The 25,404-nt window shown below is 56.0% G+C and carries 28 protein-coding genes; 12 read left to right on the top strand and 16 right to left on the bottom strand.

What is annotated here, in order from left to right; all coding sequences use genetic code 11:
* Window positions 1–14 precede the first annotated feature (14 nt).
* Window positions 15–1,175: a glucans biosynthesis protein MdoC gene (gene mdoC / locus DVA43_RS09325; protein WP_114315363.1), complete on the bottom strand. Its 1,161-nt coding sequence runs from the start codon at window positions 1,173–1,175 to the stop codon at window positions 15–17.
* 273 nt (window positions 1,176–1,448) lie between these two features.
* Here mdoC and mdoG point away from each other — a divergent pair, with 273 nt between their 5' ends.
* The 3 genes from mdoG (at window position 1,449) to DVA43_RS09305 (ending at window position 5,853) form a co-directional block, all read left to right on the top strand.
* Entirely contained in the window at window positions 1,449–2,984 is a 1,536-nt protein-coding gene (gene mdoG, locus DVA43_RS09315; RefSeq protein WP_147271023.1) for a glucans biosynthesis protein MdoG, read from the top strand.
* The gene (mdoH, locus tag DVA43_RS09310) at window positions 2,977–5,505 is read left to right on the top strand and encodes a glucans biosynthesis glucosyltransferase MdoH (RefSeq protein ID WP_103179055.1); all 2,529 of its coding nucleotides are present in this window, start codon (window positions 2,977–2,979) and stop codon (window positions 5,503–5,505) included. Before mdoG ends, mdoH begins: the two co-directional genes overlap by 8 nt.
* Before the next feature lie 120 nt (window positions 5,506–5,625).
* Window positions 5,626–5,853: a YceK/YidQ family lipoprotein gene (locus DVA43_RS09305; protein ID WP_103823687.1), complete on the top strand. Its 228-nt coding sequence runs from the start codon at window positions 5,626–5,628 to the stop codon at window positions 5,851–5,853.
* On the opposite strand, the gene DVA43_RS09300 is transcribed toward DVA43_RS09305, so the two are convergent.
* The 3 genes from DVA43_RS09300 to DVA43_RS09290 all read right to left on the bottom strand — a co-directional run bounded on the left by DVA43_RS09300 (window position 5,854) and on the right by DVA43_RS09290 (window position 8,648).
* A complete protein-coding gene (locus DVA43_RS09300) occupies window positions 5,854–6,228 on the bottom strand; it encodes a MysB family protein (RefSeq protein WP_039032335.1) in 375 nt (124 codons plus the stop codon).
* Between the two features lie 97 nt (window positions 6,229–6,325).
* Window positions 6,326–7,576, bottom strand: a complete 1,251-nt coding sequence (gene mdtG / locus DVA43_RS09295) for a multidrug efflux MFS transporter MdtG (protein WP_114315360.1) — start codon at window positions 7,574–7,576, stop codon at window positions 6,326–6,328.
* Between the two features lie 145 nt (window positions 7,577–7,721).
* Window positions 7,722–8,648: a Kdo(2)-lipid IV(A) acyltransferase gene (locus DVA43_RS09290; RefSeq protein ID WP_103823689.1), complete on the bottom strand. Its 927-nt coding sequence runs from the start codon at window positions 8,646–8,648 to the stop codon at window positions 7,722–7,724.
* A gap of 220 nt (window positions 8,649–8,868) precedes the next feature.
* On the opposite strand from DVA43_RS09290, the gene DVA43_RS09280 reads away from it, so the two are divergent.
* The gene (locus DVA43_RS09280; protein ID WP_103823690.1) at window positions 8,869–9,918 is read left to right on the top strand and encodes a rhodanese-related sulfurtransferase; all 1,050 of its coding nucleotides are present in this window, start codon (window positions 8,869–8,871) and stop codon (window positions 9,916–9,918) included.
* 39 nt (window positions 9,919–9,957) lie between these two features.
* On the opposite strand, the gene DVA43_RS09275 is transcribed toward DVA43_RS09280, so the two are convergent.
* From DVA43_RS09275 to mdtH, 9 genes are all read right to left on the bottom strand, one after another.
* Window positions 9,958–10,533, bottom strand: a complete 576-nt coding sequence (locus tag DVA43_RS09275) for a YceI family protein (RefSeq protein ID WP_103179061.1) — start codon at window positions 10,531–10,533, stop codon at window positions 9,958–9,960.
* 1 nt (window position 10,534) lies between these two features.
* The gene (locus DVA43_RS09270; RefSeq protein ID WP_114315359.1) at window positions 10,535–11,101 is read right to left on the bottom strand and encodes a cytochrome b; all 567 of its coding nucleotides are present in this window, start codon (window positions 11,099–11,101) and stop codon (window positions 10,535–10,537) included.
* A gap of 261 nt (window positions 11,102–11,362) precedes the next feature.
* Complete coding sequence (locus DVA43_RS09265) at window positions 11,363–11,476, bottom strand: YceO family protein (RefSeq protein ID WP_114317111.1); 114 nt, start codon at window positions 11,474–11,476, stop codon at window positions 11,363–11,365.
* Between the two features lie 56 nt (window positions 11,477–11,532).
* The gene (solA, locus tag DVA43_RS09260; protein WP_114317110.1) at window positions 11,533–12,651 is read right to left on the bottom strand and encodes an N-methyl-L-tryptophan oxidase; all 1,119 of its coding nucleotides are present in this window, start codon (window positions 12,649–12,651) and stop codon (window positions 11,533–11,535) included.
* A 116-nt stretch (window positions 12,652–12,767) separates the two neighbouring features.
* Entirely contained in the window at window positions 12,768–13,022 is a 255-nt protein-coding gene (gene bssS, locus DVA43_RS09255; protein WP_103179063.1) for a biofilm formation regulator BssS, read from the bottom strand.
* Window positions 13,023–13,295: 273 nt separating this feature from the next.
* A complete protein-coding gene (gene dinI / locus DVA43_RS09250) occupies window positions 13,296–13,541 on the bottom strand; it encodes a DNA damage-inducible protein I (protein WP_103823692.1) in 246 nt (81 codons plus the stop codon).
* A gap of 74 nt (window positions 13,542–13,615) precedes the next feature.
* On the bottom strand, window positions 13,616–14,662 hold the full coding sequence (gene pyrC, locus DVA43_RS09245) for a dihydroorotase (protein ID WP_114317109.1): 1,047 nt from the start codon (window positions 14,660–14,662) through the stop codon (window positions 13,616–13,618).
* Between the two features lie 109 nt (window positions 14,663–14,771).
* Window positions 14,772–15,332: a lipoprotein gene (locus DVA43_RS09235; protein WP_114315358.1), complete on the bottom strand. Its 561-nt coding sequence runs from the start codon at window positions 15,330–15,332 to the stop codon at window positions 14,772–14,774.
* 119 nt (window positions 15,333–15,451) lie between these two features.
* Complete coding sequence (gene mdtH / locus DVA43_RS09230; protein ID WP_114315357.1) at window positions 15,452–16,660, bottom strand: multidrug efflux MFS transporter MdtH; 1,209 nt, start codon at window positions 16,658–16,660, stop codon at window positions 15,452–15,454.
* A gap of 358 nt (window positions 16,661–17,018) precedes the next feature.
* Here mdtH and rimJ point away from each other — a divergent pair, with 358 nt between their 5' ends.
* From rimJ to murJ, 4 genes are all read left to right on the top strand, one after another.
* Entirely contained in the window at window positions 17,019–17,603 is a 585-nt protein-coding gene (gene rimJ, locus DVA43_RS09225; protein WP_103179068.1) for a ribosomal protein S5-alanine N-acetyltransferase, read from the top strand.
* A gap of 9 nt (window positions 17,604–17,612) precedes the next feature.
* Window positions 17,613–18,263 carry a YceH family protein gene (locus tag DVA43_RS09220; RefSeq protein ID WP_114315356.1) on the top strand — a complete coding sequence of 217 codons (651 nt, stop codon included), beginning with the start codon at window positions 17,613–17,615 and terminating at the stop codon, window positions 18,261–18,263.
* A gap of 2 nt (window positions 18,264–18,265) precedes the next feature.
* Window positions 18,266–19,189, top strand: a complete 924-nt coding sequence (locus DVA43_RS09215; protein ID WP_114315355.1) for a Gfo/Idh/MocA family protein — start codon at window positions 18,266–18,268, stop codon at window positions 19,187–19,189.
* Window positions 19,190–19,339: 150 nt separating this feature from the next.
* Window positions 19,340–20,875: a murein biosynthesis integral membrane protein MurJ gene (gene murJ / locus DVA43_RS09210; RefSeq protein WP_114315354.1), complete on the top strand. Its 1,536-nt coding sequence runs from the start codon at window positions 19,340–19,342 to the stop codon at window positions 20,873–20,875.
* A 55-nt stretch (window positions 20,876–20,930) separates the two neighbouring features.
* Here murJ and flgN read toward each other — a convergent pair whose 3' ends face one another.
* The 3 genes from flgN to flgA all read right to left on the bottom strand — a co-directional run bounded on the left by flgN (window position 20,931) and on the right by flgA (window position 22,399).
* Entirely contained in the window at window positions 20,931–21,353 is a 423-nt protein-coding gene (gene flgN, locus DVA43_RS09205) for a flagella biosynthesis chaperone FlgN (protein ID WP_103179072.1), read from the bottom strand.
* Between the two features lie 7 nt (window positions 21,354–21,360).
* Entirely contained in the window at window positions 21,361–21,648 is a 288-nt protein-coding gene (gene flgM / locus DVA43_RS09200; protein WP_103179073.1) for a flagellar biosynthesis anti-sigma factor FlgM, read from the bottom strand.
* Window positions 21,649–21,742: 94 nt separating this feature from the next.
* Window positions 21,743–22,399, bottom strand: coding sequence for a flagellar basal body P-ring formation chaperone FlgA (gene flgA / locus DVA43_RS09195; protein WP_114315353.1), 657 nt, complete (start codon window positions 22,397–22,399; stop codon window positions 21,743–21,745).
* Window positions 22,400–22,559: 160 nt separating this feature from the next.
* Here flgA and flgB point away from each other — a divergent pair, with 160 nt between their 5' ends.
* The 4 genes from flgB to flgE are packed head-to-tail and all read left to right on the top strand — an operon-like array spanning window position 22,560 to window position 25,388.
* Window positions 22,560–22,979 carry a flagellar basal body rod protein FlgB gene (gene flgB, locus DVA43_RS09190; RefSeq protein ID WP_103179075.1) on the top strand — a complete coding sequence of 140 codons (420 nt, stop codon included), beginning with the start codon at window positions 22,560–22,562 and terminating at the stop codon, window positions 22,977–22,979.
* The gene (gene flgC, locus DVA43_RS09185; protein WP_103179076.1) at window positions 22,979–23,383 is read left to right on the top strand and encodes a flagellar basal body rod protein FlgC; all 405 of its coding nucleotides are present in this window, start codon (window positions 22,979–22,981) and stop codon (window positions 23,381–23,383) included. The genes flgB and flgC overlap by 1 nt, the downstream gene beginning before the upstream one ends.
* Window positions 23,384–23,394: 11 nt before the next feature.
* Window positions 23,395–24,099, top strand: coding sequence for a flagellar hook assembly protein FlgD (flgD, locus tag DVA43_RS09180; protein ID WP_103179077.1), 705 nt, complete (start codon window positions 23,395–23,397; stop codon window positions 24,097–24,099).
* A 26-nt stretch (window positions 24,100–24,125) separates the two neighbouring features.
* Window positions 24,126–25,388 carry a flagellar hook protein FlgE gene (flgE, locus tag DVA43_RS09175; RefSeq protein ID WP_114315352.1) on the top strand — a complete coding sequence of 421 codons (1,263 nt, stop codon included), beginning with the start codon at window positions 24,126–24,128 and terminating at the stop codon, window positions 25,386–25,388.
* Window positions 25,389–25,404 lie beyond the last annotated feature (16 nt).

Raw genomic sequence — 25,404 nt, 5'->3', positions numbered from 1 at the left:
CGGCGCGCAACGGCTTAGCTGGTGACCTGCGGCGTTTTTTCCGTTTTGCTGGCTGGTTTGCCGGAAAAGAGAAAGCGCAGCAGCGGAATACGCAGATGAATTTCATACAGCACAATCGCAATGCCCACCACAAACACCAGCCCACAGATAAAGCCCAGCAGATTTGAGCTGATATGCGGCGTAATGTAGGCGCCAAAGAACAGCGTTAACGGATGGTGCACCAGATAAATGAACAGCGAGGCGTTGACGAAATAGGTGACGCGCGCCGATTTAAAGTTCAGCAGGCGGTGACCCAGGGCAAAGACCACGTTCACCATCCACAGCCCCAGCAGCATGGTGATCACGCTTTCGGTTTCATACATCCAGGCATCGCCGCTGCCATAACGCTGGTTGAGCAGATAAGCGATAAACGCCAGTAGCGCGCCGAGCGTACAGCCGCGTGACGGAGTAGTAAACAGCGCTTTCAGCTTCGGATGCACAAACGCCAGGGCGCCAATCAGAAAGAAGGGCAGGTAGAAGAGCGTCTGCATCACCACAAAGTTAAACATGCCGTCGCTGAGGATCGGTGACCAGACGATTAAAAGCGTGCGGCGCAGCGCGGCATAGAGAATACCCAGGATTAAAAACAGTACCGACAGCTTGCCCCAGGTAATATCGGCAAAAAACGCCTCCGATCGGGCGCTGAGATGATGGCGTATGCGGCTGAAGAGCCACAGACTGACCGTGGTCATCACCACCAGCACCAGCAGGAACCACAGGTGAGAAACCAGTTCCCAGGCGAGGGTGTTGTATTTATCGTACAGCGACAGGGTGTGCCAGCTCTCCGCTTTGCCTTTGACATGTTGCAGCATAATGAATTGCGGCAGCGTCAGCAGGGGAATGGCGGTAAGCATCGGAATACCGACGCGTTCCACGCGCACTTTCCACCAGCGCTTAAGCGGATAGCGCAAAAAAAGCATGTAAGAGAAGTAGCCCGAAATAACGAAAAAGACCTGCATCCGGAAGGAGTGGATAAAATCGTTAAACAGCGTCAGCCACCATGACGACTCCGCACTATTGACGTGCCAGACGTGGCTCGAATAAATCAAGGAAATATGAAACGGGATCCCTAGCAGCATGAGCCATGCCCGGATGGAATCAAGGAAATATTCGCGTTGTGCGGGTACGGTACTCATATGACGTTGCGCATTCTCAGACTTTTCGTCTTATCCCTAAGACCAATAGTGTTTACATTCGGTGCCAACCCTACACGAAGTCTGACACACTGTCTCCAGGATGAGCACGCAAAGTGAAAACGGGTTACTTTCACTTGCTTAAACCATGAGCCAGCACGCTGAACAAAGCGGTGATTATGTTGTCGGAATGCCTGATTTTCCATTAAAATGGATCGGATCGATATAAGCACACAAAGGGGGAAGTGCTTACTTATTATGAAACATAAACCACAAATGATGAAAATGCGTTGGTTAGGAGCGGCAGTCCTGTTGTCTCTGTATACCTCATCGGCCCTGGCCTTTACCATCGACGACGTCGCAAAACAGGCAAAATCGATGGCCAGTAAAGGGTACGAAGCGCCAAAAAGTAACTTACCCTCCGTTTTCCGCGACATGAAATATGCGGACTATCAGCAGATCCAGTTTAATCACGATAAAGCCTACTGGAATAAAATAAAAACCCCGTTCAAGCTCGAGTTTTATCATCAGGGGATGTACTTCGACACGCCTGTCACCATTAATGAAGTGACCTCTAACGCGGTACGCAAAATCAAGTACAGCCCGGACTACTTTAATTTCGGCAATGTGCAACACGACAAAGACACCGTGAAAGATTTGGGCTTCGCGGGCTTTAAAGTGCTTTATCCCATCAACAGTAAAGATAAAAACGACGAAATTGTCAGCATGTTGGGGGCAAGCTATTTCCGTGTGATTGGCGGCGGCCAGGTTTATGGCCTCTCTGCGCGTGGTCTGGCGATCGATACCGCTCTGCCGTCCGGGGAAGAGTTCCCACGCTTTCGCGAGTTCTGGATCGAGCGTCCAAAACCAACCGACAAGCGCCTGACCATCTATGCACTGCTGGATTCCCCGCGCGCAACGGGCGCCTATCGCTTTGTCATTATTCCTGGCCGCGATACGGTGGTCGACGTGCAGTCTAAAGTCTATCTGCGCGATAAAGTCGGTAAACTGGGCGTTGCCCCGCTGACCAGCATGTTCCTGTTCGGGCCAAACCAGCCTTCTCCTGCCACCAACTTCCGCCCGGAACTGCACGACTCTAATGGTCTGTCGATTCTTGCTGGCAACGGTGAGTGGATCTGGCGTCCGCTGAACAACCCGAAACACCTGGCGGTAAGCAGCTTCAGCATGGAGAACCCGCAGGGGTTTGGTCTGCTGCAGCGTGGCCGTCAGTTCTCCCGCTTTGAAGATCTGGACGATCGTTACGATCTGCGCCCAAGCGCCTGGATCACCCCGAAAGGCGAGTGGGGCAAAGGCAAAGTTGAGCTGGTAGAGATCCCAACCAACGACGAAACCAACGACAACATCGTCGCGTACTGGACGCCGGACCAGCTGCCGGAAGCCGGTAAAGAGATGAACTTCAACTACAGCATCACCATGAGCCGCGATGAAGACAAGCTGCATGCGCCGGAAAGCGCGTATGTTCTGCAGACCCGCCGCTCAACAGGGGATGTGAAACAGTCCAATCTGATCCGCCAGCCTGATGGCACCATCGCGTTTGTTGTCGATTTCACCGGCCAGGATATGAAGAACCTGGCGCCGGAAACCCCGGTCACGGCTCAGGCGAGCATTGGTGACAATGGTGAGATCGTTGAGAACAGCGTGCGTTATAACCCGGTCACCAAAGGCTGGCGTTTAACTCTGCGCATTAAAGTGAAAGACGCGAAACAGCCGACTGAGATGCGTGCCGCCCTGGTCAACGCCGATCAGCCGTTGAGTGAAACCTGGAGCTATCAGCTACCTGCCAATGAATAAGATAACTGAGTATATCGATGCCATGCCGCTGACCGATATCGAGAAGGCGGCACTGCCGAAGGGTGACATCAGCGCGGTTCACACCGCGCTGGATGCCGATCATCATCCGTTTACGCGTGAAGATGATACCCCGCTGGGCTCGGTTAAAAGCCGTCTCGAACAGGCCTGGCCCGATTCACTGGCCGAAGGCCAGCTGATCCGCGATGACGAAGGGCGCACCCAGCTTGAGGCGATGCCGAAAGCGACGCGCTCTTCCATGTTCCCGGATCCCTGGCGCACCAACCCGGTGGGCCGTTTCTGGGATCGCCTGCGTGGCCGCGACACCAATCCGCGCTACCTCTCTCGCCTCTCTAAAGAGCAGCAGGCCAGTGAGGAAAAATGGCGTACCGTCGGCAGTATTCGCCGCTACATCCTGCTGCTGTTAACCATTGCACAGACCGTCGTCGCTACCTGGTATATGAAGACGATCCTTCCGTACCAGGGCTGGGCGCTGATCAATCCGGCCGATATGTTCGACCAGGATCTGCTGGTCTCGTTTATGCAGCTGCTGCCTTATATTCTGCAAAGCGGCATCCTGCTGCTGTTCGCCATTCTCTTCTGCTGGGTATCGGCCGGTTTCTGGACTGCGCTGATGGGCTTCCTGCAGCTGCTGATAGGCCGGGATAAGTACAGCATTTCGCACTCTACGGTGGGGGATGAACCCCTCAATCCTGAACACCGTACCGCGCTTATCATGCCTATCTGTAACGAAGATGTGGATCGCGTTTTTGCCGGCCTGCGCGCCACCTGGGAGTCGGTGAAAGCCACCGGTAACGCCGAGCACTTCGACGTTTACATCCTGAGTGACAGCTACAATCCGGACATCTGCGTGGCTGAACAGAAAGCGTGGATGGAGCTTATCGCCGAAGTGCAGGGCGAAGGGCAGATCTTCTACCGTCGTCGTCGTCGCCGTGTGAAGCGTAAAAGCGGTAACATCGATGACTTCTGCCGTCGCTGGGGCAGTCAGTACAGCTATATGGTGGTGCTGGATGCCGACTCGGTGATGACCGGTGAGTGTCTGACGGGCCTTGTGCGCCTGATGGAAGCGAACCCGAATGCCGGGATCATTCAGTCTTCCCCGAAAGCGTCGGGCATGGACACGCTCTATGCGCGTTGCCAGCAGTTTGCGACCCGCGTCTACGGGCCGCTGTTTACTGCCGGTCTGCACTTCTGGCAGCTGGGTGAGTCGCACTACTGGGGGCATAACGCCATTATCCGCGTGAAGCCGTTCATTGAGCACTGTGCGCTGGCGCCGCTGCCGGGCGAGGGCTCGTTTGCGGGTTCTATCCTGTCGCACGACTTCGTGGAAGCGGCGCTGATGCGTCGTGCCGGTTGGGGGGTGTGGATCGCCTATGACCTGCCGGGCTCTTATGAAGAGCTGCCGCCGAACCTGCTGGATGAGCTGAAGCGTGACCGCCGCTGGTGTCACGGGAACCTGATGAACTTCCGTCTGTTCCTCGTGAAAGGGATGCACCCGGTACACCGCGCCGTGTTCCTGACTGGCGTAATGTCCTATCTCTCTGCGCCGCTGTGGTTTATGTTCCTGGCCCTGTCGACCGCCCTGCAGGTGGTACACGCCCTGACCGAGCCGCAGTACTTCCTGCAGCCTCGCCAGCTGTTCCCGGTCTGGCCGCAGTGGCGTCCTGAGCTGGCGATAGCGCTCTTTGCCTCGACGATGGTGCTGCTGTTCCTGCCGAAGCTGCTGAGTATTGTGCTCATCTGGTGTAAGGGCTCGAAGGAGTATGGCGGATTCTTCCGCGTGACGCTCTCCCTGCTGCTGGAGGTATTATTCTCCGTGCTGCTGGCGCCGGTGCGTATGCTGTTCCACACCGTCTTCGTGGTCAGCGCCTTCCTCGGCTGGGAAGTGGTCTGGAACTCGCCGCAGCGTGACGATGACTCTACGCCGTGGAGTGAAGCCTTTATGCGTCACGGCTCGCAGATGCTGCTCGGTCTGGTCTGGGCTGTCGGGATGGCGTGGCTGGATCTGCGCTTCCTGTTCTGGCTGGCGCCGATTGTCTTCTCGCTGATCCTCTCCCCGTTTGTGTCGGTGATCTCAAGCCGTTCAACGGTGGGGCTGCGCACCAAACGCTGGAAGCTGTTCCTGATCCCGGAAGAGTACTCTCCGCCGCAGGTGCTGGTGGATACAGACAAGTATCTGGAGCTCAACCGCAGCCGTTCGCTGGAAGATGGGTTTATGCACGCGGTGTTTAACCCGTCATTCAACGCCCTGGCCATCGCTATGGCGACTGCCCGTCACCGTGCCAGCCGCGTGCTGGAGATCGCCCGCGATCGTCACGTTGAGCAGGCGCTGAACGAGACGCCGGAGAAGCTGAACCGCGACCGTCGTCTGGTGCTGCTAAGCGATCCTGTCACCATGGCGCGGATGCATCATCGTGTCTGGGCCGCCCCGGAGAAATACTCTTCGTGGGTGAACTATTACCAGACGCTGAAGCTGAATCCGCAGGCGTTGAAAGCGAAGTGATGCGTCGGGTGGCGCTACGCTTACCCGGCCTACAAAATCTGTAGGCCCGTGCAAGCGCAGTGCCGACGGGCAAATAAATACCGGCTCTTGAGCCGGTATTTTTATCTTTCGAGGTACTGGATGAGATTTTTCACCGTCATCACAATGGCGCTATTACTGAGCGGCTGCGGCAGTATTATCAGCCGGACGATCCCAGGGCAGGGACACGGCAATCAATACTACCCGGGCGTGCAGTGGGACGTTCGCGACTCCGCATGGCGCTACCTGACGGTGCTGGATCTGCCATTCTCGCTGGTCTTTGACACGCTACTGCTGCCCATCGACGCTCAACACGGGCCCTATGAGTAATTAACGCTCATCCCATTCATCCGCTGCGGTTTGTCCTTCTTCGGTATCCAGCGGCGGCTCGAGCTGAAACTCACCCTCATCCCATTCATGCAGGGTGTTCTCTTCCAGCCACTCCTGACGCAGTTCAATCTCGTCATAATCGCCATCAAACACAGCTTGGGCCGCTTCACCGCTCAGTACGGGCAGGCATTCGCCGTCTTCGCCGTCATCGGCAAAAAATTCGGCCTGCCACATAATGTCCCCATCCTGCATGACATATTTTTGGATATTGAGTTGCTCAATATTCGCGTCATCTTCTTCAATGCCGGGATTATCAGCGAGGAACTCCTCGCGCGCGGCATCAATCGCTTCCTCTAGAGTGGCAAACATAGTCATCGGCGTCTCCCTGTGATTTGACATGGTGTTCAGGGAAAGGATAGCTGATTCTCCATAATTGCAAGTATGAAAGCCGTAAAACCTTCACGAAGTTGTCTTAATCGGGCGCAGAGACCTTATCCTGCCCGGGAACCCCCCGCGGCTGGCGAAAGGCGCGCGACAGACTCACCCATGAGTAAAAGGCGTTAAACATCACCACGCAGGCGGTCACAATAAACACAGCCCGGAAACCGTAGCTGGCGGCAATACCGGCCCCGAGGAGCGGGCCGGTGACGTTGCCGATATCGCGGAACGACTGGTTATAGCTGAAGATGCGTCCGGCTATCTGATTGGTGGAGTTATAGACCAGCAGGGTCTGCACCGCAGGCAGCAGGGCGCCATCGGCCGCCCCGAGTAAAAAGCGCAGAACGCCCAACTGCCACGGGGATTGCACAAATGACATCGGGATGAGGAGTAGCACGGAGATCACCAGCGCGACGATCAGGATCCTTTCCGGACCAATCCGATCGCCCAGTTTTCCCAGCCGCGGAGCGCTGATCAGGGCAGCCACGCCGGGCACCGAGGCAATCATGCCGCTGATAAAGGCGATATTGCCCACGTGCCCGGCCAGGTCGCGCACGTAGAGCGTCAGGATCGGCGCAATGGAGCCCGTAGCGACCTGAATGATCATGGTAGTGACAAACAGGCTGATGACCAGGCGAGGATTTTTAAGCGAGGCAAAGACCTCGCGGGCATGCAGCATCTCTTTTTTCGGCACCGGGGTAAAATTTTCCCGGATACAGAATAAGGTCACCAGGAAACAGGCAAACAGAACGCCCGCGGTGATAAAAAATACTGGCCGCAAACCGTAGCTATCCGCCAGTAATCCCCCGGCCAGCGGGCCAAGCAGGACACCACTCACCGCACCAGTGGAGAGGGTTCCCAGCGCCCAGCCGCTTTTATGGCGGGGAATTTGCGTGGCGATGAGTGCGTTGGCATTGGGTACAAAGCCGCCCAGCAGCCCCAGCAGCGCGCGTAACACCAGAAACTGCCAGATGTTTTGCGCCAGCCCCATCAGCAGCATGATGATGGCCATCCCCAGCGCCGAACGCAGCAGCATAATTTTGCGCCCTTTGCGGTCGGCCAGACCGCCCCAGAACGGTGAGGCGATGGCGGAGAAGAGAAACGTGATGCTGAACACCAGCCCGGACCACATATTGAGCGCGCTGTGGCCGCTGACGCCGAGCTGTTCTACGTAGAGCGGCAGAAAAGGCATCACCAGGCTAAATGCGGCACCCGTGAGAAAGCAGCCCAGCCAGGCAACCATGAGGTTCCGCTTCCAGTTTATTGGCGTTTCTGAGGGAGACATAGCTATCCGCGTTATGATGCGCAGCGGCATCATTATAAAAGAAAGTAATAAGCCTGCTAATTATGCGCCTGGGTGATGGGTGCTGCAATGACGGTGAGCATTATAAGCTTAAAGGGAAGTGCGGCCCGTAGGCCGCAGAGGAGGATTAATAGCGGGAAGGGACGCCTTCCGGACGGGTTTTAAAGCGGCGATGCAGCCACATATACTGTTCCGGTGCCAGCAGGATGCATTTCTCAACCACGCGATTCATCCACGCGGCGGTGGTTGTCGCATCGTCCAGCGGCGGAGAACATTCCGGTTCCAGCATCATCAGTTCATAGCCCTTGCCGTCAGGTTTGCGACGCGGCACAAAAGGGACAATCGCCGCGTTCGACAGACGGGCCAGGGTCCATGTCCCAGTGGTGGTGGCCGCCTCGTCGACCGCAAAGAAGGGCACAAAGACGCTGGCGGTCGGGCCGTAGTCATGATCTGGCGCGTACCAGATCACCTCACCGGATTTCAGGGCGCGGATCATGCCCTTGAGATCTTTACGGTCGATCATGCTCTTGTTGGAGCGCATCCGGCCCCAGGTTTGCAGCCAGTCGATCACCGGGTTGTCGTTCGGGCGATAGACGCCAATACCGGGCGCCTGCATACCAAACATCCGCGCGCCGATCTCCAGGGTCAGAAAATGGACGCCGATCAGCAGCACGCCGGTTTTATTGGCCTGCAGATTGTGCACCGGATCCATGCCGGTACCGGTCACTTCCGTCCAGCGCGCCATGCGCTTATTAGACCAGAACCAGGCCATGCCGGTTTCCATCAGCCCCATGCCGACGGATTCAAAATTTTTCACCACCATGGTGTCACGCTCATGCTCGCTCATCTCCGGGAAACAGAGTTCCAGATTACGGCGGGCAATGCGGGCGCGGCGGGACATAAAGCGCATCGCCAGTCGACCCAGACCGCAGCCAAGACGGTAGATCAGCGGGTAGGGCAGTTGCACCAGTAACCATAATAAACCGATGCCAGCCCAGGTCAGCCAGTAACGAGGATGTAGAAGCGCAATGGAAAATTTAGGTAGTTGAGTCATGTCGTTCCTGTTTGTGATACGTCCTGTTGGCGTAGTGTCGCATTTTTCCATTGATAACCAAAATGCATCGCTATGGAATGGTCATGAATAGAGCAAATGTTATACCCTCGGCATTTTAACGTGAGAAATGTAGCGCAAAATGAAGGGATGTAAATTCCCAATGTTTGCTATATGATGCCGACCGATTTTCATTCTTATACGATTGCAGGAACCGTACACCATGCCAGTGTTACACAACCTCATTTCGAACGAAGAGCTGAAAGCGCGCATGTTGGCTGAAACCGAGCCGCGCACGACGATCTCGTTCTATAAATATTTCACCATCGTTAACCCACAGGCTACCCGCGACGCGCTGTACAAGGCGTTAACCGCGCTGAACGTCTTTGGTCGTATCTATCTGGCCCATGAGGGCATCAATGCTCAGATCAGCGTGCCTGAGAGCAAGGTCGATGAGCTGCGCAGCTTCCTCTATGGCTTCGATCCGGCTCTGGACGGCCTGCGCCTGAACATTGCCCTGGACGATGATGGGAAATCCTTCTGGGTGCTGCGCATGAAGGTGCGTGAGCGCATTGTGGCGGACGGCATTGATGACCCGACCTTTGATGCCAGCGACGTGGGCGATTACCTGAAAGCGTCAGAAGTGAATGCCATGCTGGACGATCCTGACGCCGTATTTATCGATATGCGTAACCACTACGAATATGAAGTGGGCCATTTCGAAAACGCCCTTGAGATCCCGGCAGATACTTTCCGTGAGCAGCTGCCAAAAGCCGTTGAGATGATGCAGGAGCATAAGGACAAAAAAATTGTCATGTACTGCACCGGCGGGATCCGCTGCGAAAAAGCCAGCGCCTGGATGAAGCACAACGGCTTTAACAAAGTCTGGCATATTGAAGGCGGGATCATCGAGTATGCCCGTCGCGCCCGCGAGCAGGGGCTGCCAGTGCGTTTTATCGGCAAGAACTTCGTCTTTGACGAGCGGATGGGGGAGCGTATCTCGGACGATGTGATTGCCCACTGCCATCAGTGCGGCACCGCCTGCGACACCCATACCAACTGCAAAAATGACGGTTGTCATCTGCTGTTTATTCAGTGTCCGGCCTGCGCTGAGAAGTTTAACGGCTGCTGCAGCGAGCTGTGCAGCGAAGAGAGCATGTTGCCTGAAGAGGAGCAGCGCCGCCGCCGTGCCGGTCGCGAAAATGGCAATAAGATCTTTAATAAGTCGCGGGGGCGTCTGAATACCCGCCTGGGCATTCCTGACCCGGAGTGACCCTGAAACCTTGCCCGGTCGCGTGACCGGGCGAGGGCATTATTTCTGCTGAACCCCTTCTACCGAAATGATCAGCTCTACGTCCTGCGACGCCGGGCCCAGATCGGTCGTGATGTTGAAGTCTTTCAGGTGAATTTTACCTGATGCCTCAAACCCGGCGCGTTTCCCGCCCCACGGATCGTCACCCTGACCAATTAGTTTTGCATCCAGCTTAACCGGTTTCGTTACGCCGTTCAGCGTCAGGTTGCCGGTAATATCCAGCCCGTCACCATCCTTTTTCACCTCGGTAGAGGTGAAGGTCGCCTGCGGGTATTTCGCCACGTTGAGGAAGTCTGCGCTGCGCAGATGCTTATCGCGCTCAGCGTGGTTGGTATCCAGGCTGTTGGTGTTCAGGGTGACATTGACCTTATCATTCGCTGGATTGCTCTCATCAAAGGTGAAGGAGCCATCGAAATCCTTGAATGTGCCGTACAGCCAGCTGTACCCCAGATGCTGAATACGGAAGTTCACAAAGGCGTGCTGGCCTTGTTTATCAATTTTGTAATCCGCTGCCACGGCGGCGCCGGTGGTGAACAGCAGAGACGCTAAGGTTAATCCCAGCAGGCTTTTCTTCATTTTATGCTCCAGAGTCAGGGGACGCTTTGCCCAACATACGTGTCAGGGTGGCGTCTTTGTCGATAAAGTGATGTTTTATGGCGGCAAGGCCATGTAATACGGAGAGAATGACTACGCCCCAGGCCAGCCATAAATGCACGGTTCCGGCCAGATCGGCCTGTGGGCCGGCATCGGCCAGCAGGGCGGGCACGTCAAACAGGCCGAAGACACTGATAGGTTTTCCGTCGGCGGTGGAGATCAAATAGCCGCTGATCAGGATGGCGAAAAGCAAGGCGTAGAGGGCGATATGCGCGACGGCAGCGCTCATACGCGTAAAGCGAGTCTGGCTTTTCAACGCTGGCGGAACAGGGGAGACATGGCGCCACAGCAGCCGAACCACCAGCGCCAGCATCAGCATAAAGCCGATGCTTTTATGCAGCTCTGGTGCCTGGTGATACCAGCCATCGTAATAGCTCAGGGTCACCATCCAGAGGCCAAGACCAAACATGCCGTAAACCGCAATTGCCATCAGCCAGTGCAGACTCATGGAAATAACGCCATAGCGTGTGGGGGAATTTCGCACCTGCATTTTGAGCACCATTATTAATTCGCAAGCGCTAAAAATGGCGTGGGGAAAACATTAATGCAAATGATATTTACACATATTCAATATTAATTTTATTCGTTCAGTTATTTTGAATTAAAAATGGAAGTTATAGTCAATTACGCTGTAAAGGATTTTCGGGATTGGCTGAATTTTGGCGGCTTAAGACGCTTTTATGATGTTCAAATAATTTATTGCGAAATTATAGTTATTTTAAGAAATGTCAATTTTTGTCAATGAATCTCATCAGAAAAATACAATATAAAGGATATCGAGGATTGCCAATAGCGACCAAAGTACAATATAGAGCATCAGGTGCTCGCGAATATTATTGACCAGATAGCTAACGATACGACGCATGAAAATACCGGTAAAAGGATGAAAGAAAGGCTTCGGAAACCCGAAGCCTGACACCATTATCGGCTAAAGCGAGACAGGGAGAAAGGCGTGAGATCAAACGGCGGGGCGATCTGCTGAGAAAATTGTGCGGCAATCTCACCCAGCACGCTGGCGAATTTGAATCCGTGCCCGCTCAGGCCGGTGATCAGCAGCGTATTATCATGGCCCGGCAGAGTATCAATGATGAAATCTTCGTCCGGCGTGTTGTCATAGGTACAGGCTGCTCCGTGTAACAGGCCGCCGATACCCGGCAGGACATTGCGCAGGAATTTGAATGCTTCAGAGCCATCTCCAGGATACGCGCCAAACGGCTTACGCTCTTCCGGCGAGTTAATCACCTGCCCGCCGTTATGTTTGCCGATCTTCAGGGCATCTTTCTCGGACGGGAAGCCGTAAAACTGGTCGCCGTCAGGCAGCTCGCCGGTAAAGGCAGGGAAGTGATTCTGATGGCTGTAGCGCCCGTCAGCCTGGAACCAGGAGAAAACTTTGCGTACCGGCTGCACCGGCAGGCCGGGCACCAGACGTGAAACCCAGGTGCCGGCGCTCACCAGCAGGCGGCTTGCGCTGTAGGGGCCTTCCGGGGTGTCAACGGTGACGCCGTTCTCATGATGGGTAATGGCGCTCACCGGGCAGTTAAACAATTGGGCGCAACCCGCCTCTTTTGCCAGCGCAATCCAGGTTTTAATGGCCAGCTCGCTGCGCAGTACCCCGGATTCGGCCTCAAACAGACCGATATAACCTTCGGGCACCTGGATTTCAGGCCAGCGCTTCATTACCGCCGCCGCGTCCAGCCGCTCAAGATTGAGATTGAACTGGCGGGCGCTCTGCTCAACGTTCGCCAGGAATGACGAATCGGACGGCCCAAGATTGACCACGCCCGTACGTTCAAAGACCGGCTCACCGCTGATTTGCGCCAGTTCATCCCACAGCGCCTGCGCCCGTAACACCAGCGGCACATAGCGTTCACCTTCGCCATAAGCGTGGCGCATCAGACGGGTATCGCCGTGGTGGCTCCCTTCGGTGTGGGGCGGCATATGGGCATCGATCATCAGTACGTTCTGACCGGCTCGCGTTGCGTAATAGCCTGCCGCCGCGCCGACAGATCCGCTGCCAATAATAATAAGATCGTATTTCATGAGGCTCTCTTTACGCGTTTCGTTGATTAGCAGGGTAATTAAGAAGGCAGGGTTATACAAGGGAGAAATAAACGAGGCACCGTGAGGTGCCTGTTGGGTGAAAAAGTGTCGTGACGCTAGTGTCGCCGGTACTCATTTTCCTGGTAGTCACTGGATTCTATTTTTGCAATACCGGCTTCTAGAATAGAAATAAACTGGCGTGCGACATCTGTGGTTAACCACAACGTCTGCCCAACTTCCGCTTCTTCGGTGTCAGGGTGATTTGGGGTCTGGTAATGCAAACGCAGCATCAGTGCGTCGTAGCTATCTACAGTGCTGATATCCCAGCCTACAAGCGGATGGGTCTGGATGACTTCATTATTCTTTTCCATCATAACCCCCTGAATACGTGTTAAAAAGATAACGACTGTGAGGTTCAATGCGTGTTTTTCTGAAGCAATTTCAGTATATCAATAAATAAGGCTTCTGAAGGGAAAAAGAAACAGGCAGTCCAAAATATTTATGCGTTTTAGGATTGTTTGAACATTAAAACATCACCTTGCCGATGATTTTTGACAGAGTCAGTCAGAATATTCGTGCTTTTGACGTGAAAAGAGGAAAAAAAGCCGGGGCGACCCGGCAAAAAAACACAATGAAGGAGAAACTTAATCGGTAATAAACCAGTCGTCAGCGCTCTCCCAGGTTTCCTGTAAAATTTCGCTGATGCGCTCTTTATCATCTTTTGCGCCACCGATGACCGAGAGATTGTTTGACCCCGCATAACGCACGGTGACGGCACCTTCGCGTTCGGGAAAGGAGTTGTTTATACGGCGGGATAATTCACCCGCCAGAGCGTCCAGCGCACCAGCAGGCAAAGGCGTTGTTCTGGCAATGGTCACTTCAATACGCATAATTGCCCCCTGTGTTATATACTGTGTATTTATACAGTTATATTGTTGAACTTACAACAGGGGGCAAATAATTTTTAACGCTTCACCGTCCACTGAACGGTTTCACCTGCGAGGAAGGGGATCAGGGTGTCGTCGGTCAGGGGGATAGACTCCGCGACGCTGCTCTCTTCGCGCACCAGCTCAACAAAGCTCTCATTCACTGGCAGACCATAGAAACGCGGCCCGTTCAGGGAGCAGAACGCCTCGAAATGTTGCAGGGCATTCATCTCGTCAAACACCTGCGCGTAGCTGGCAAGGGCGGTCGGGGCATTAAAGCAGCCTGCACAGCCGCAGCTGGCCTCTTTCCGATGACGGGCATGGGGGGCGGAGTCGGTGCCGAGGAAGGCGCGCGCAAAGCCGCTGGCAACCAGTTCGCGCAGCGCCTGCTGGTGGACATTGCGTTTGAGGATCGGCAGGCAGTAGAGGTGCGGACGCACGCCGCCCACCAGCATATGGTTGCGGTTGAACATCAGGTGCTGCGGGGTGATGGTGGCCGCCAGAAGCTCATTGCCATCACGCACGTACTCCGCGGCATCTTTGGTGGTGATATGTTCAAACACCACTTTCAGACCCGGCAGGCGCTGGCGCAGCGGCTCCATCACGGTTTCGATGAAGCGGGCTTCACGGTCGAAAATGTCGATGTCGGCGTGAGTCACTTCGCCGTGTACCAGCAGCGGCATCCCCAGTTTTTCCATACGCTCCAGCACCGGCATAATCGCGTCAATGCTGGTGACACCGTGGCTGGAGTTGGTGGTGGCGTTGGCCGGATAGAGTTTGGCGGCGGTAAAGACCCCTTCGCTAAAGCCGCGCTCAATCTCATTCGGATCGAGCGTGTCGGTCAGATAACAGGTCATCAGCGGGGTAAAGTCGTGGCCGGCAGGCACGGCATCAAGAATGCGCTGGCGATAGGCGATCGCCGCATCGACCGTGGTGACCGGCGGCACCAGGTTTGGCATGACAATCGCGCGGCCATAAATTTCACTGGTATACGGCACGACGGTTTTCAGCATATCGCCATCGCGAAGATGGATATGCCAGTCGTCTGGGCGGCGGATTTTCAAAACCTGGGATTGTGCAGTCATGGATAGGCTCCGGCTGAGTGAGATGATTTTTGCCGGACACAAAGAATAGGGGGAAACGTTTTCGTTTGCACTCTTTTCTGTAAAAAAAGGCGCCGAAGCGCCTCACAGGTTAATCGACGAAGGGAATGACAATCTCACCCGGCTTCACTTCGATACCTTTTGCATACTTTTTCGCCAGCGCTTCGCCCTGGCTGTTGTCTTCGCTCAGGATATAAGCCGGCTGGTGATTAAAGTAGTTTTGCAGGGACTGGTTCAGATACGGCATCAGCGTCTGCAGAACCGGTTTCATCTTCTCCGGCGAGACCACAGCGTCGGTGATCTCCATCTGTTGCAGGTAGATGGCGCCCTGATCCTTATTGAAGACCGGCAACGCTTTTAACTTCAGCTTGATATTGGCTTTCTGGCTGCCGAACAGCGAATTCATATCCAGACTGGCATCGCCGGAGAGCATCACTTTGTTTGGCTCTTCGCGGCCAATCTGGCTGGCAAGATTGCTCAGGACGATATGCGCATCGGCGACGCCGGGCACACCGATATCTTTCGCAAAGTTATTGCGCTTCTGCAGGGCCTGGTTGATCTCCTGTTCACTGACAGTGTACTGGGTGAGCTGATTACAACCAACCAGCAGACCGCTGATGATCAACGCAGTGGCAATAACAATCTTTTTCATGGTTTTCCTCGACATACTGGCGCTTCAATCCTGACGCGCCAGTATGTCAGGGGAGTGTCCCTCAGACCAGCAGAATAAACTGATAACGGCGAAGAACAGGAATAGTGCCTGAGTCCCGGTCAGGCTCCGGGCTCCAGCACGCCGGGTGCAGCGCGCTTGTGGCTGAACTGCCAGCCCAGCGCGAAGAAGGTGGTTACCCCAATCAACGTCAGCATCACCCACGGCAGTTCAGGCTGGTTAAAGGCTTTCCCGGCATCGAATAACCAGCCGCCCCCGGCATAGCCCAGCGCGCCACCAATCGCCAGACCGAGACGGCTGAAGCCCATATAGCTGCCCCGCGCGCGCGGATCGGCCAGCTCGGCGCTCAGCGTTTCGCGAGCGGGTTCGGCGATGATGGAGCCGATATAGAAAGTGCAAATCAGTATAAACAGCTGTTGCAGGGAGCTCACCATCCCAATGGGCAGCATGCTCAGAGACATCAGCAGCAGGCCCGCCATCAGGCGATGCTCCAGGCGGAAGCGTTTTTCGCTCCAGCGGGCAATAGGGTAGAGGAGGGTGAGGGAGAGGCAGGCCTCAATGGCGTACATCCACTTCACCGCCGCTGGCGAGCCGGCAATATCGTTAACCATGATCGGCAGCATCAGCATCACCTGTACGCCGAGCATGTAATAGCCCGCCAGGGTCAGCACATAGGTGATAAAACGTTTGTCGCGCCAGACGCGATCGAGCCCCTCCCGTACCGGCGCTTTGACGGTAGAGAGCTTCCAGGCGGGCAGCAGCCAGGCGTTAAAGGCCGCACACAGAATAAACAGCACTGCACCCGTGGCGCAGACCAGCCGAAAATCGTACTGCAACAGCCAGCTTCCCAGCAGCGCACCCACCACCGCGCCCGCGCTGTCCTGCATCATCAGCAGCGAGAAAAAACGCCCGCGATGCCGGGGACGGATCAGCTTCACAACAAGCGCCGTGCGCGGCGGATCGAACAGCGTGCCGCCAAGCCCGGAGACAATACAGGAGACCCATAGCAGCCAGGGCTCATGGGCAATCGCCATGGTGGCAAAACCCGCCGCCCGCAGCAGCATGCCGGTGACAATCATCGGTTTGGCACCAAAGCGGTCGGCAATCGCACCGCCAAACACCCCCAGCCCCTGCTGGACAAACTGGCGCAGCCCCAGCGCAATGCCGACCATTAACGCTGCCCAGCCCATCTGATCGACAAAGCGAATGGAGATGAGCGGAAAAACGACAAAAAAGCCGAGTACAACCAGCATGTTATCAACAAGCAGGAAATATTTACCCAGGCTCCGGGCCTGTGAGATATAGGACATTTCCCCTCCAGGGAAATATACCCGTCATACTTCAAGTTGCCGGTGCGTTGGCCTCCTCGCTCACCCCTGTCACTTACCGGAGTAAGCTCAAGGGGATTCGCTGCGTCGCCGCCTTCCTGCAACTCGAATTATTTAGGGTATCAAGATGATAAGCGCGCTAATATTTTGCGGTTTCGCCGGGTTTTTTCCCACTGCGCAGGCGACAATATTTTTTTATCAAAAAGGCACTTTGATTGAGGGTGTTCATCGAAAAATGTGAAAAGTCTTCAAAATGGTATGTCGCTGTTTTCCCAGACGGCAGCGGCGCAGGTATAGTAAAGCTAACGGGTCAAGGTTGTAACATGAAGGAGTTGTATCCATGTTTGGCTATCGCAGTAATGTGCCGAAAGTGCGTCTGACGACCGACCGGCTGGTGGTTCGCCTCGTGCATGAGCGTGATGCCTGGCGTCTGGCGGACTACTACGCTGAGAATCGTCAGTTTTTAAAACCCTGGGAACCCGTGCGGGATGAGAGCCACTGCTATCCTTCCGGCTGGCAGGCCCGGCTGAGCATGATTGCCGAGTTTCACAAGCAGGGCTCGGCGTTCTACTTTGCTCTGCTGGATCCCGATGAAAAAGAGATCATCGGCATCGCCAACTTCTCTAACGTAGTGCGGGGCTCGTTTCATGCCTGCTATCTGGGGTACTCCATCGGGCAAAAATGGCAGGGGCAGGGGCTGATGTTTGAGGCGCTGACCTCGGCAATCCGCTATATGCAGCGGACCCAGCATATGCACCGCATTATGGCCAACTATATGCCGCACAATCAGCGCAGCGGCGGTCTGCTGGCGCGCCTCGGATTTGAAAAGGAGGGCTACGCCAAAGATTACCTGCTGATTGACGGCGAATGGCGCGATCATGTCCTGACGGCGCTGACAACCAAAGAGTGGAGCGCGGGGCGCTAAGGAACAGAGATGAAATATCAGTTAAGCGCCACTGAAGCGCGCGTCATTGGCTGCCTGCTGGAGAAGCAGGTCACGACGCCGGAGCAGTATCCGCTCTCGGTAAATGCGGTCACCCTGGCCTGTAACCAAAAAACCAACCGTGAACCGGTGATGAACCTTGCCGAACATGAGGTACAGGATCTGCTGGATGCACTGGTGAAACGCCACTACCTGCGCAACGTCAGTGGTTTTGGCAATCGCGTCACCAAATATGAGCAGCGTTTTTGCAACTCCGAGTTTGGCGCCCTGAAGCTAAACTCCGCCGAAGTGGCGCTGATCGCCACCCTGCTGCTGCGCGGAGCGCAGACCCCTGGCGAGCTGCGCACCCGGGCGGCGCGCATGCATGAATTCGCCGATATGCAGGAGGTGGAGCAGACCCTCGAAGGCCTGGCGGCAAGAGAAGATGGCCCGTTTGTCCTGCGTCTGGCGCGCGAACCCGGCAAGCGTGAAAGCCGCTATATGCATCTCTTCAGCGGAGAGGTTGAAACCGTCGCCGCCGTCGTTGAGGCAGCGGCTCCCGCCACGGACGAAACCTTACTGGCCCGCGTTGAAGCGCTGGAAAACGAAGTCGAAGAACTGAAGCAGCGCCTCGATTCGCTGCTGGCACATCTGGGAGATTAACGGTGACAAAATTACGTGTGGGCGTGGTAGGGCTGGGTGGGATCGCCCAGAAAGCCTGGCTGCCGGTGCTGAGCGCCGCATCAGACTGGACATTGCAGGGGGCATGGTCGCCCTCGCGGGATAAGGCGATCAGGATCTGTGAATCGCTGCGTATGCCTTACTATGAGTCGTTGCAGGATCTGGCCCGCGCCTGTGATGCGGTCTTTGTCCATACTTCCACCGCCACCCATTACCAGGTGGTTAGCGAGCTACTGCATGCCGGGGTGCATGTCTGTGTTGATAAACCGCTGGCGGACAATCTGGCTGACGCCGAGCGCCTGGTCGATCTCGCCGCGCAGAAGAAGCTCACCCTGATGGTCGGCTTTAACCGTCGCTTTGCGCCGCTCTATCAGCAGATGAAAACCCAGCTGCACGGTGCGGCATCGCTGCGCATGGATAAGCATCGCGCCGACAGCGTCGGCCCCAACGATCTGCGTTTTACCCTGCTGGATGATTATCTGCACGTGGTGGACACCGCGCTGTGGCTGGCGGGACATAATGCGCGTCTTACCGGCGGCACGCTGCAAACCAACGAGCAGGGGGCGATGATCTATGCCGAGCACCATTTCAGCGCGGACAATATGCAGATCACCACTTCCATGCACCGCCGGGCAGGCAGCCAGCGGGAGTGGGTCCAGGCGGTAACGGACGGCGCGCTGCTGGACGTGACCGATATGCGCGAGTGGCGCGAAGAGCGGGGCGCTGGAGTGGTTATGCCAGCTATTCCTGGCTGGCAGAGCACCCTGGAGCAGCGTGGTTTTGCGGGCTGCGCGCGCCACTTTATTGAATGCGTGCAAAATCAGACGGTTCCTGAAACCTCGGGTGAACAGGCGATCCGTGCCCAGCGCATCGTGGAGAAGCTCTGGCGCGATGCCATGAGCGAATAACCCTCTGTAACATCTGCCCATAGCAATTCCTGTTTTTACGAGTAGACTAGGCGCGTTTTGCGTTTTCCAGGCCGGGTACGCATAGCGTCACCCGGCGAAATTACGCCTGCTTTGCAGGCGTTTTGTTTCAGGTAGTGGAAGCTCACGTTAATGAACCTATTAAAATCGCTGGCCGCCGTCAGCTCGATGACCATGTTTTCGCGCGTGCTGGGTTTTGCGCGCGACGCCATTGTGGCGCGGGTCTTTGGCGCAGGGATGGCCACTGACGCCTTTTTTGTCGCGTTCAAACTGCCCAACCTGCTGCGTCGAATTTTTGCCGAAGGCGCCTTTTCCCAGGCGTTTGTGCCTATCCTCGCGGAATATAAAAGCAAGCAGGGTGAAGACGCCACCAGGGTCTTTGTCGCGTATGTGTCGGGGCTGTTGACCCTCGCACTGGCCATCGTCACCGTGATTGGGATGCTGGCGGCGCCCTGGGTGATCATGGTGACCGCGCCAGGCTTTGCCGATACCGCCGACAAGTTTGCCCTGACCACGCAGCTGCTGCGCATCACCTTTCCTTATATTCTGCTGATCTCCCTGGCGTCGCTGGTCGGGGCCATCCTCAACACCTGGAACCGCTTCTCGGTACCGGCCTTTGCGCCGACCTTCCTTAACGTCAGCATGATCGGCTTTGCGCTGTTTGCCGCGCCGCACTTCCATCCGCCAGTACTGGCGTTGGCCTGGGCGGTGACGGTGGGGGGCGTGCTCCAGCTGGCGTATCAGCTGCCGCACCTGAAGAAAATCGGCATGCTGGTCTTGCCGCGCATTAACCTGCGCGATGCCGGCGCGATGCGGGTGGTGAAGCAGATGGGGCCGGCGATCCTTGGCGTGTCAGTGAGCCAGATTTCACTCATCATCAACACCATCTTCGCCTCCTTCCTCGTCTCCGGGTCGGTTTCCTGGATGTACTACGCCGATCGCCTGATGGAGTTTCCCTCCGGGGTACTGGGGGTGGCGCTGGGCACCATTTTACTGCCCTCACTCTCCCGCAGTTTCGCCAGCGGCAATCATGACGAATATTGCCGCCTGATGGACTGGGGGTTACGCCTCTGCTTCCTGCTGGCGCTGCCAAGCGCCGTAGCGCTGGGGATCCTGGCGAAACCGCTCACCGTCTCCCTGTTCCAGTACGGTAAATTTACCGCCTTTGATGCTGCCATGACCCAGCGGGCGCTGATCGCCTATTCCGTGGGACTGATGGGGCTTATCGTGGTGAAAGTGCTGGCCCCGGGCTTCTATTCGCGCCAGGACATCAAAACCCCGGTGAAGATCGCCATTGTGACGCTGATTATGACCCAGGTGATGAACCTCGCGTTTATCGGCCCGTTGAAGCATGCCGGTCTGTCGTTATCCATCGGTCTGGCGGCCTGTCTCAACGCCGGGCTGCTCTACTGGCAGCTGCGTAAACAGCAGATCTTTACCCCGCAGCCGGGCTGGTCGCGCTTCCTGCTGCGCCTGGTGATTGCGGTGCTGGTGATGGCGGCCGCGCTGGTGGGGATGCTCTACGTAATGCCGGACTGGTCGCTGGGCACCATGCCGTATCGTCTGCTGCGCCTGATGGCGGTTGTGCTGGTGGGGGTAGTGGCCTACTTCGCCACCCTCGCGGTGCTGGGCTTTAAGGTGAAAGAGTTTACCCGCCGCACGGCGTAACGCAAAAAAAGGGGAGCGCCTGTCGGTGCTCCCCATTCCTGTGGCTATCGCCTGATTAAATCGAAATTTTCTTTCCGCCGCTGCGTGAGCTGGCTGTCTGGCCATCGGCGCCATACAGTCCTGTCTCCTGATGCGGCTTAAGCACGGCAAGCGCCTGCTGGTTACGAAGGATTTGCCCTTCCAGTAACCACCCGTTGTGCTGATTCAGATCGCGCAGATGCTGCGTTTTTTCAGTAATAGTTTGCCAGCGTTCGACGACATCATCATTTGCACTATGGCGCGCGGATTGCTCGCTGCGTCGCTGCTGTTCAAGGTAGTCCAGCGTGGCCAGCAGTGAGCTTTTATCTTCTGTAATGCGCTGCAGCGCGCTGCCATGAACATTTCCGGCAGAGAGCTGCTGCTGTTCGGCGTCCATGACCGTTTTCAGGTCGTTCAACACGACCGTCATTTGATCCATTATTTCCGTCAGACGACTCATACAGTGGTTACTCTAAGAAACTTTGCGCATCCTGGATCAGCGCATCAGCGATTTTACTGGTATCCATTTTCAGCTCGCCATTGCGGATGGCGGTTTTCAGCGCTTCAACACGCTCCATGTTGATATCGTTGCTACCAGGCTGCATCAGTTTCGCCTGGGCATCGCTCAGCGTGACGCTGGTGCTGTTGGCGGTCGCCGATTTTTGCGGGCGAGTCTTTGCAGTGGCAGTGTCATTCATTTCGCGCGGTTGAACTGGGCTAACCGGCTTCAGGGGCGATGTACGATCAATGCTCATTATGTTGTCCTCATCGAGGGTTCGCGGCGTTGGCGCCTGACATCATCATTAAGTTACTTCTATATCGGCAGCCGCCGCATAATCTTTAAAAAGACTATAGGTTAATCAGAATATTCCCATCAGAATCCACCGTTCCACTCACCACCTGGCCCGAAGACATTCTCACCCGGGCGTTTTGCGCAACCGCCGCATTGTTTAGCGCCTGACCTTCACCGTTGACGCTAAAGCCGTCGCCGCTGGCGATAACCATCACCCGCTGCCCGGCTTTGATCCGCCATGATTGACGTAGCATCGATAGCTGCAAAGGCTGCCCTGGCACCAGATCGCGCAGGCTGACGGCATTCTGCACCTGGTGAATATCCAGGATGGCCCGGGGTGGAAGCTGATCCAGCCTGCCGCGCTTCAGCGTCACGCTGTCCGGCTGCAGGGCGGCACCCGGGGGGATACTCCGGGACGCGACAACATAATCGCCCGTTGCCTGAACTGCAACCTGTATAAATCGTTTTTCATTGCCACATCGTGCGGTAACGCTGACGTTGCCCCACAGCTTCGTGTTGCCGAGAACACTGAATGCAGGCGTCTCGCACGAAGGACGCATGTTGGCTGGCGTGCGAACCTGCACCGAAACCTCATCGCTGAACCCCGCCAGCCGCTGGGCAAAAAATTCCGTCAGCTGGGCGTCAAGATCCTGCGCCTGCGTGAGGGCGCTCCAGAGGAGCAGGGTTGCGGTGAAACCACGTTTGAGTGCCATATCGCCCGTTACCGTCGGTTTAATGATGAGCAGAATTCTACCTGTAGCGGTTTGCCATCAACGCAATAAATAGCGACGCATTTTGTGCTTATTCCGTCGATGAAGTAGACGGGGTGAGATTTAAGCTATCCACTGAAATTTTGCCATCAGCGGAGGAGACATGCTCGATAAACTCGACGCCGCGCTACGTTTTCAGCAGGAAGCGCTCAATTTACGCGCCCAGCGTCAGGAGATTCTGGCCGCCAATATCGCTAACGCCGACACCCCCGGGTTTCAGGCGCGCGATATCGATTTTTCCAGTGAATTAAAGAAAGTGATGGAGCGCGGTCGGGCCGAAAATAGCGGTGTCGCCCTTGCGCTGACGTCTGCACGCCACATTCCCGCACAGACCGTGACCACCCCGAGTATCGATTTACTTTATCGCATTCCCGATCAGCCATCCCTGGACGGTAACACCGTCGATATGGACCGGGAGCGTACGCAGTTCGCCGATAACAGCCTGCAGTACCAGATGGGGCTGACCGTTCTTGGCGGGCAGATTAAAGGCATGATGAATGTTCTGCAGGGAGGCAATGGTTAATGGCCTTACTCAATATCTTTGATATCGCGGGTTCAGCCCTGACCGCGCAATCGCAACGACTGAACGTCGCCGCCAGTAACCTGGCGAACGCCGACAGCGTGGCGGGTCCGGACGGGCAACCTTATCGCGCCAAACAGGTGGTGTTCCAGGTCGATGCCGCACCGGGCGCCGCAACCGGCGGGGTAAAAGTCGCCAGCGTAATTGAGAGCCAGGCACCGGACAAGCTGGTCTACGAGCCGGGCAACCCGCTGGCCGACGCCAACGGCTACGTCAAAATGCCGAACGTGGATGTGGTAGGCGAGATGGTGAACACCATGTCAGCGTCCCGCAGCTACCAAGCCAACGTTGAAGTACTGAACACCGTGAAGAGCATGATGCTTAAAACGCTCACTCTGGGCCAGTAAAGGAGAGATCAATGTCCATTGCAGTCAATGTAAATGACAGGTCGAGTGCCACAGGCGTCAGCGGCACTACCGGCAACAGTTCGCTTACCGGCAGCAACGCGTCCGATCTGCAAAGCAGCTTCCTGACGCTGTTGGTCGCACAGCTGAAAAACCAGGATCCAACCAACCCGATGCAGAACAACGAACTGACCACGCAGCTTGCGCAGATCAGTACGGTGAGCGGCATCGAGAAACTGAATACCACGCTGGGTTCTATTTCCGGCCAGCTCGACAGCAGCCAGTCGATGCAGGCCAGCACGCTGATTGGTCATGGCGTGATGATCCCGGGCTCCACCATTCTGGCAGGCAGCAGCAGCACCGACGGCACCAGCACTACCTCCACCACGCCGTTTGGTGTTGAGCTGCAGCAGAGCGCCGATAAAGTGACCGCCACCATCACCGACAGAAACGGTGCGGTTGTTCGCACGATTGATATCGGCGAACTGAAAGCCGGTGTTCATACCTTTACCTGGGACGGCACGATGACCGACGGCAGCAGTGCGCCAAATGGTTCGTATAACGTTGCTATCTCCGCCAGCAGCGGCAGTACGCAACTGGTGGCCCAGCCACTGCAGTTCGCGATGGTGCAGGGTGTGATCCGCAGCAGCAACGGTAACACGCTGGATCTGGGGACTTACGGTACAACTACGCTCGACGAAGTTCGGCAGATTATATAAGCCTTAACCTTTATCAGGAGTAACAAATGGCCTTTTCACAAGCGGTCAGCGGCCTGAATGCTGCAGCCACTAACCTCGACGTCATTGGTAACAACATTGCCAACTCCGCGACCTATGGCTTTAAGTCTGGTAGCGCGTCGTTCGCAGATATGTTCGCCGGTTCAAAAGTCGGTCTGGGCGTAAAAGTCGCCGGGATCACCCAGGACTTCAGCGACGGTACCACCACCAACACCGGTCGTGGTCTGGATGTGGCGATCAGCCAGAACGGTTTCTTCCGTATGCTCGACAGCAACGGTTCCGTCTATTACAGCCGTAACGGCCAGTTCAGCCTGGACGAAAACCGCAACCTGGTAAACATGCAGGGTCTGCAGGTGACCGGCTATCCGGCAGCGGGCAGCCCGCCAACGGTACAGACCGGCGCGAACCCGCAGCCGATCACCATTCCTAACAATCTGATGTCGGCAAAAGCGACCACCACAGCAGCGCAGCAGATCAACCTGAACTCCACGGACAGCGTGCCAACCATTGCGTTTGACGCCACAACCGCCAACCCGGATTCGGACAGCTATAACAAGAAAGGCACCATCACCGTTTATGACGAACAGGGTAATGCCCACAACATGTATGTCTACTACGTGAAAACGGCGGACAACAAGTGGGATCTCTACACCCAGGACGGTAGCGCCGCGAACGGCCAGATCACCAAATCTGCCCAGATGAGCTTCGACCCCAACGGTAATCTGGAAGGGATCTATAACTACAGCCCAGCCGGTGTTTTGAGTGCTACACCAAACGCCAACCCGGCCATTAACGTAACCACCGATCCGCTGAGCGGCGCGCTGCCGGTGACCTTCTCCCTGAGTTTCCTGAACTCCATGCAACAGAACACCGGGGCGAACAACATCGTGGCGACCAACCAGAACGGCTACAAGCCGGGCGACCTGGTGAGCTATCAGATCAACGACGACGGCACCGTGGTAGGTAACTACTCCAACGAACAGAACCAGGTGCTGGGTCAGATCGTACTGGCAAACTTCGCCAACAACGAAGGTCTGCAGTCAGAAGGGAACAACGTCTGGTCTGCCACGCAGTCTTCAGGCGTGGCGCTGCTGGGCACCGCAGGTTCCGGTAACTTCGGTACCCTGACCAACGGCGCGCTGGAAGCCTCCAACGTCGACCTGAGTAAAGAGCTGGTCAATATGATCGTCGCACAGCGTAACTATCAGTCGAACGCGCAGACCATCAAAACCCAGGATCAGATCCTCAACACGCTGGTTAACCTCCGCTAAGTGGCTGACGGGATAG

Origin of the sequence: Leclercia sp. W6 (assembly GCF_003336345.1) — a bacterium.
Classification (GTDB): domain Bacteria; phylum Pseudomonadota; class Gammaproteobacteria; order Enterobacterales; family Enterobacteriaceae; genus Enterobacter.
Note: the sequence above shows the minus strand (reverse complement) of the source record. Positions and strands in the feature narration are given on the sequence as shown.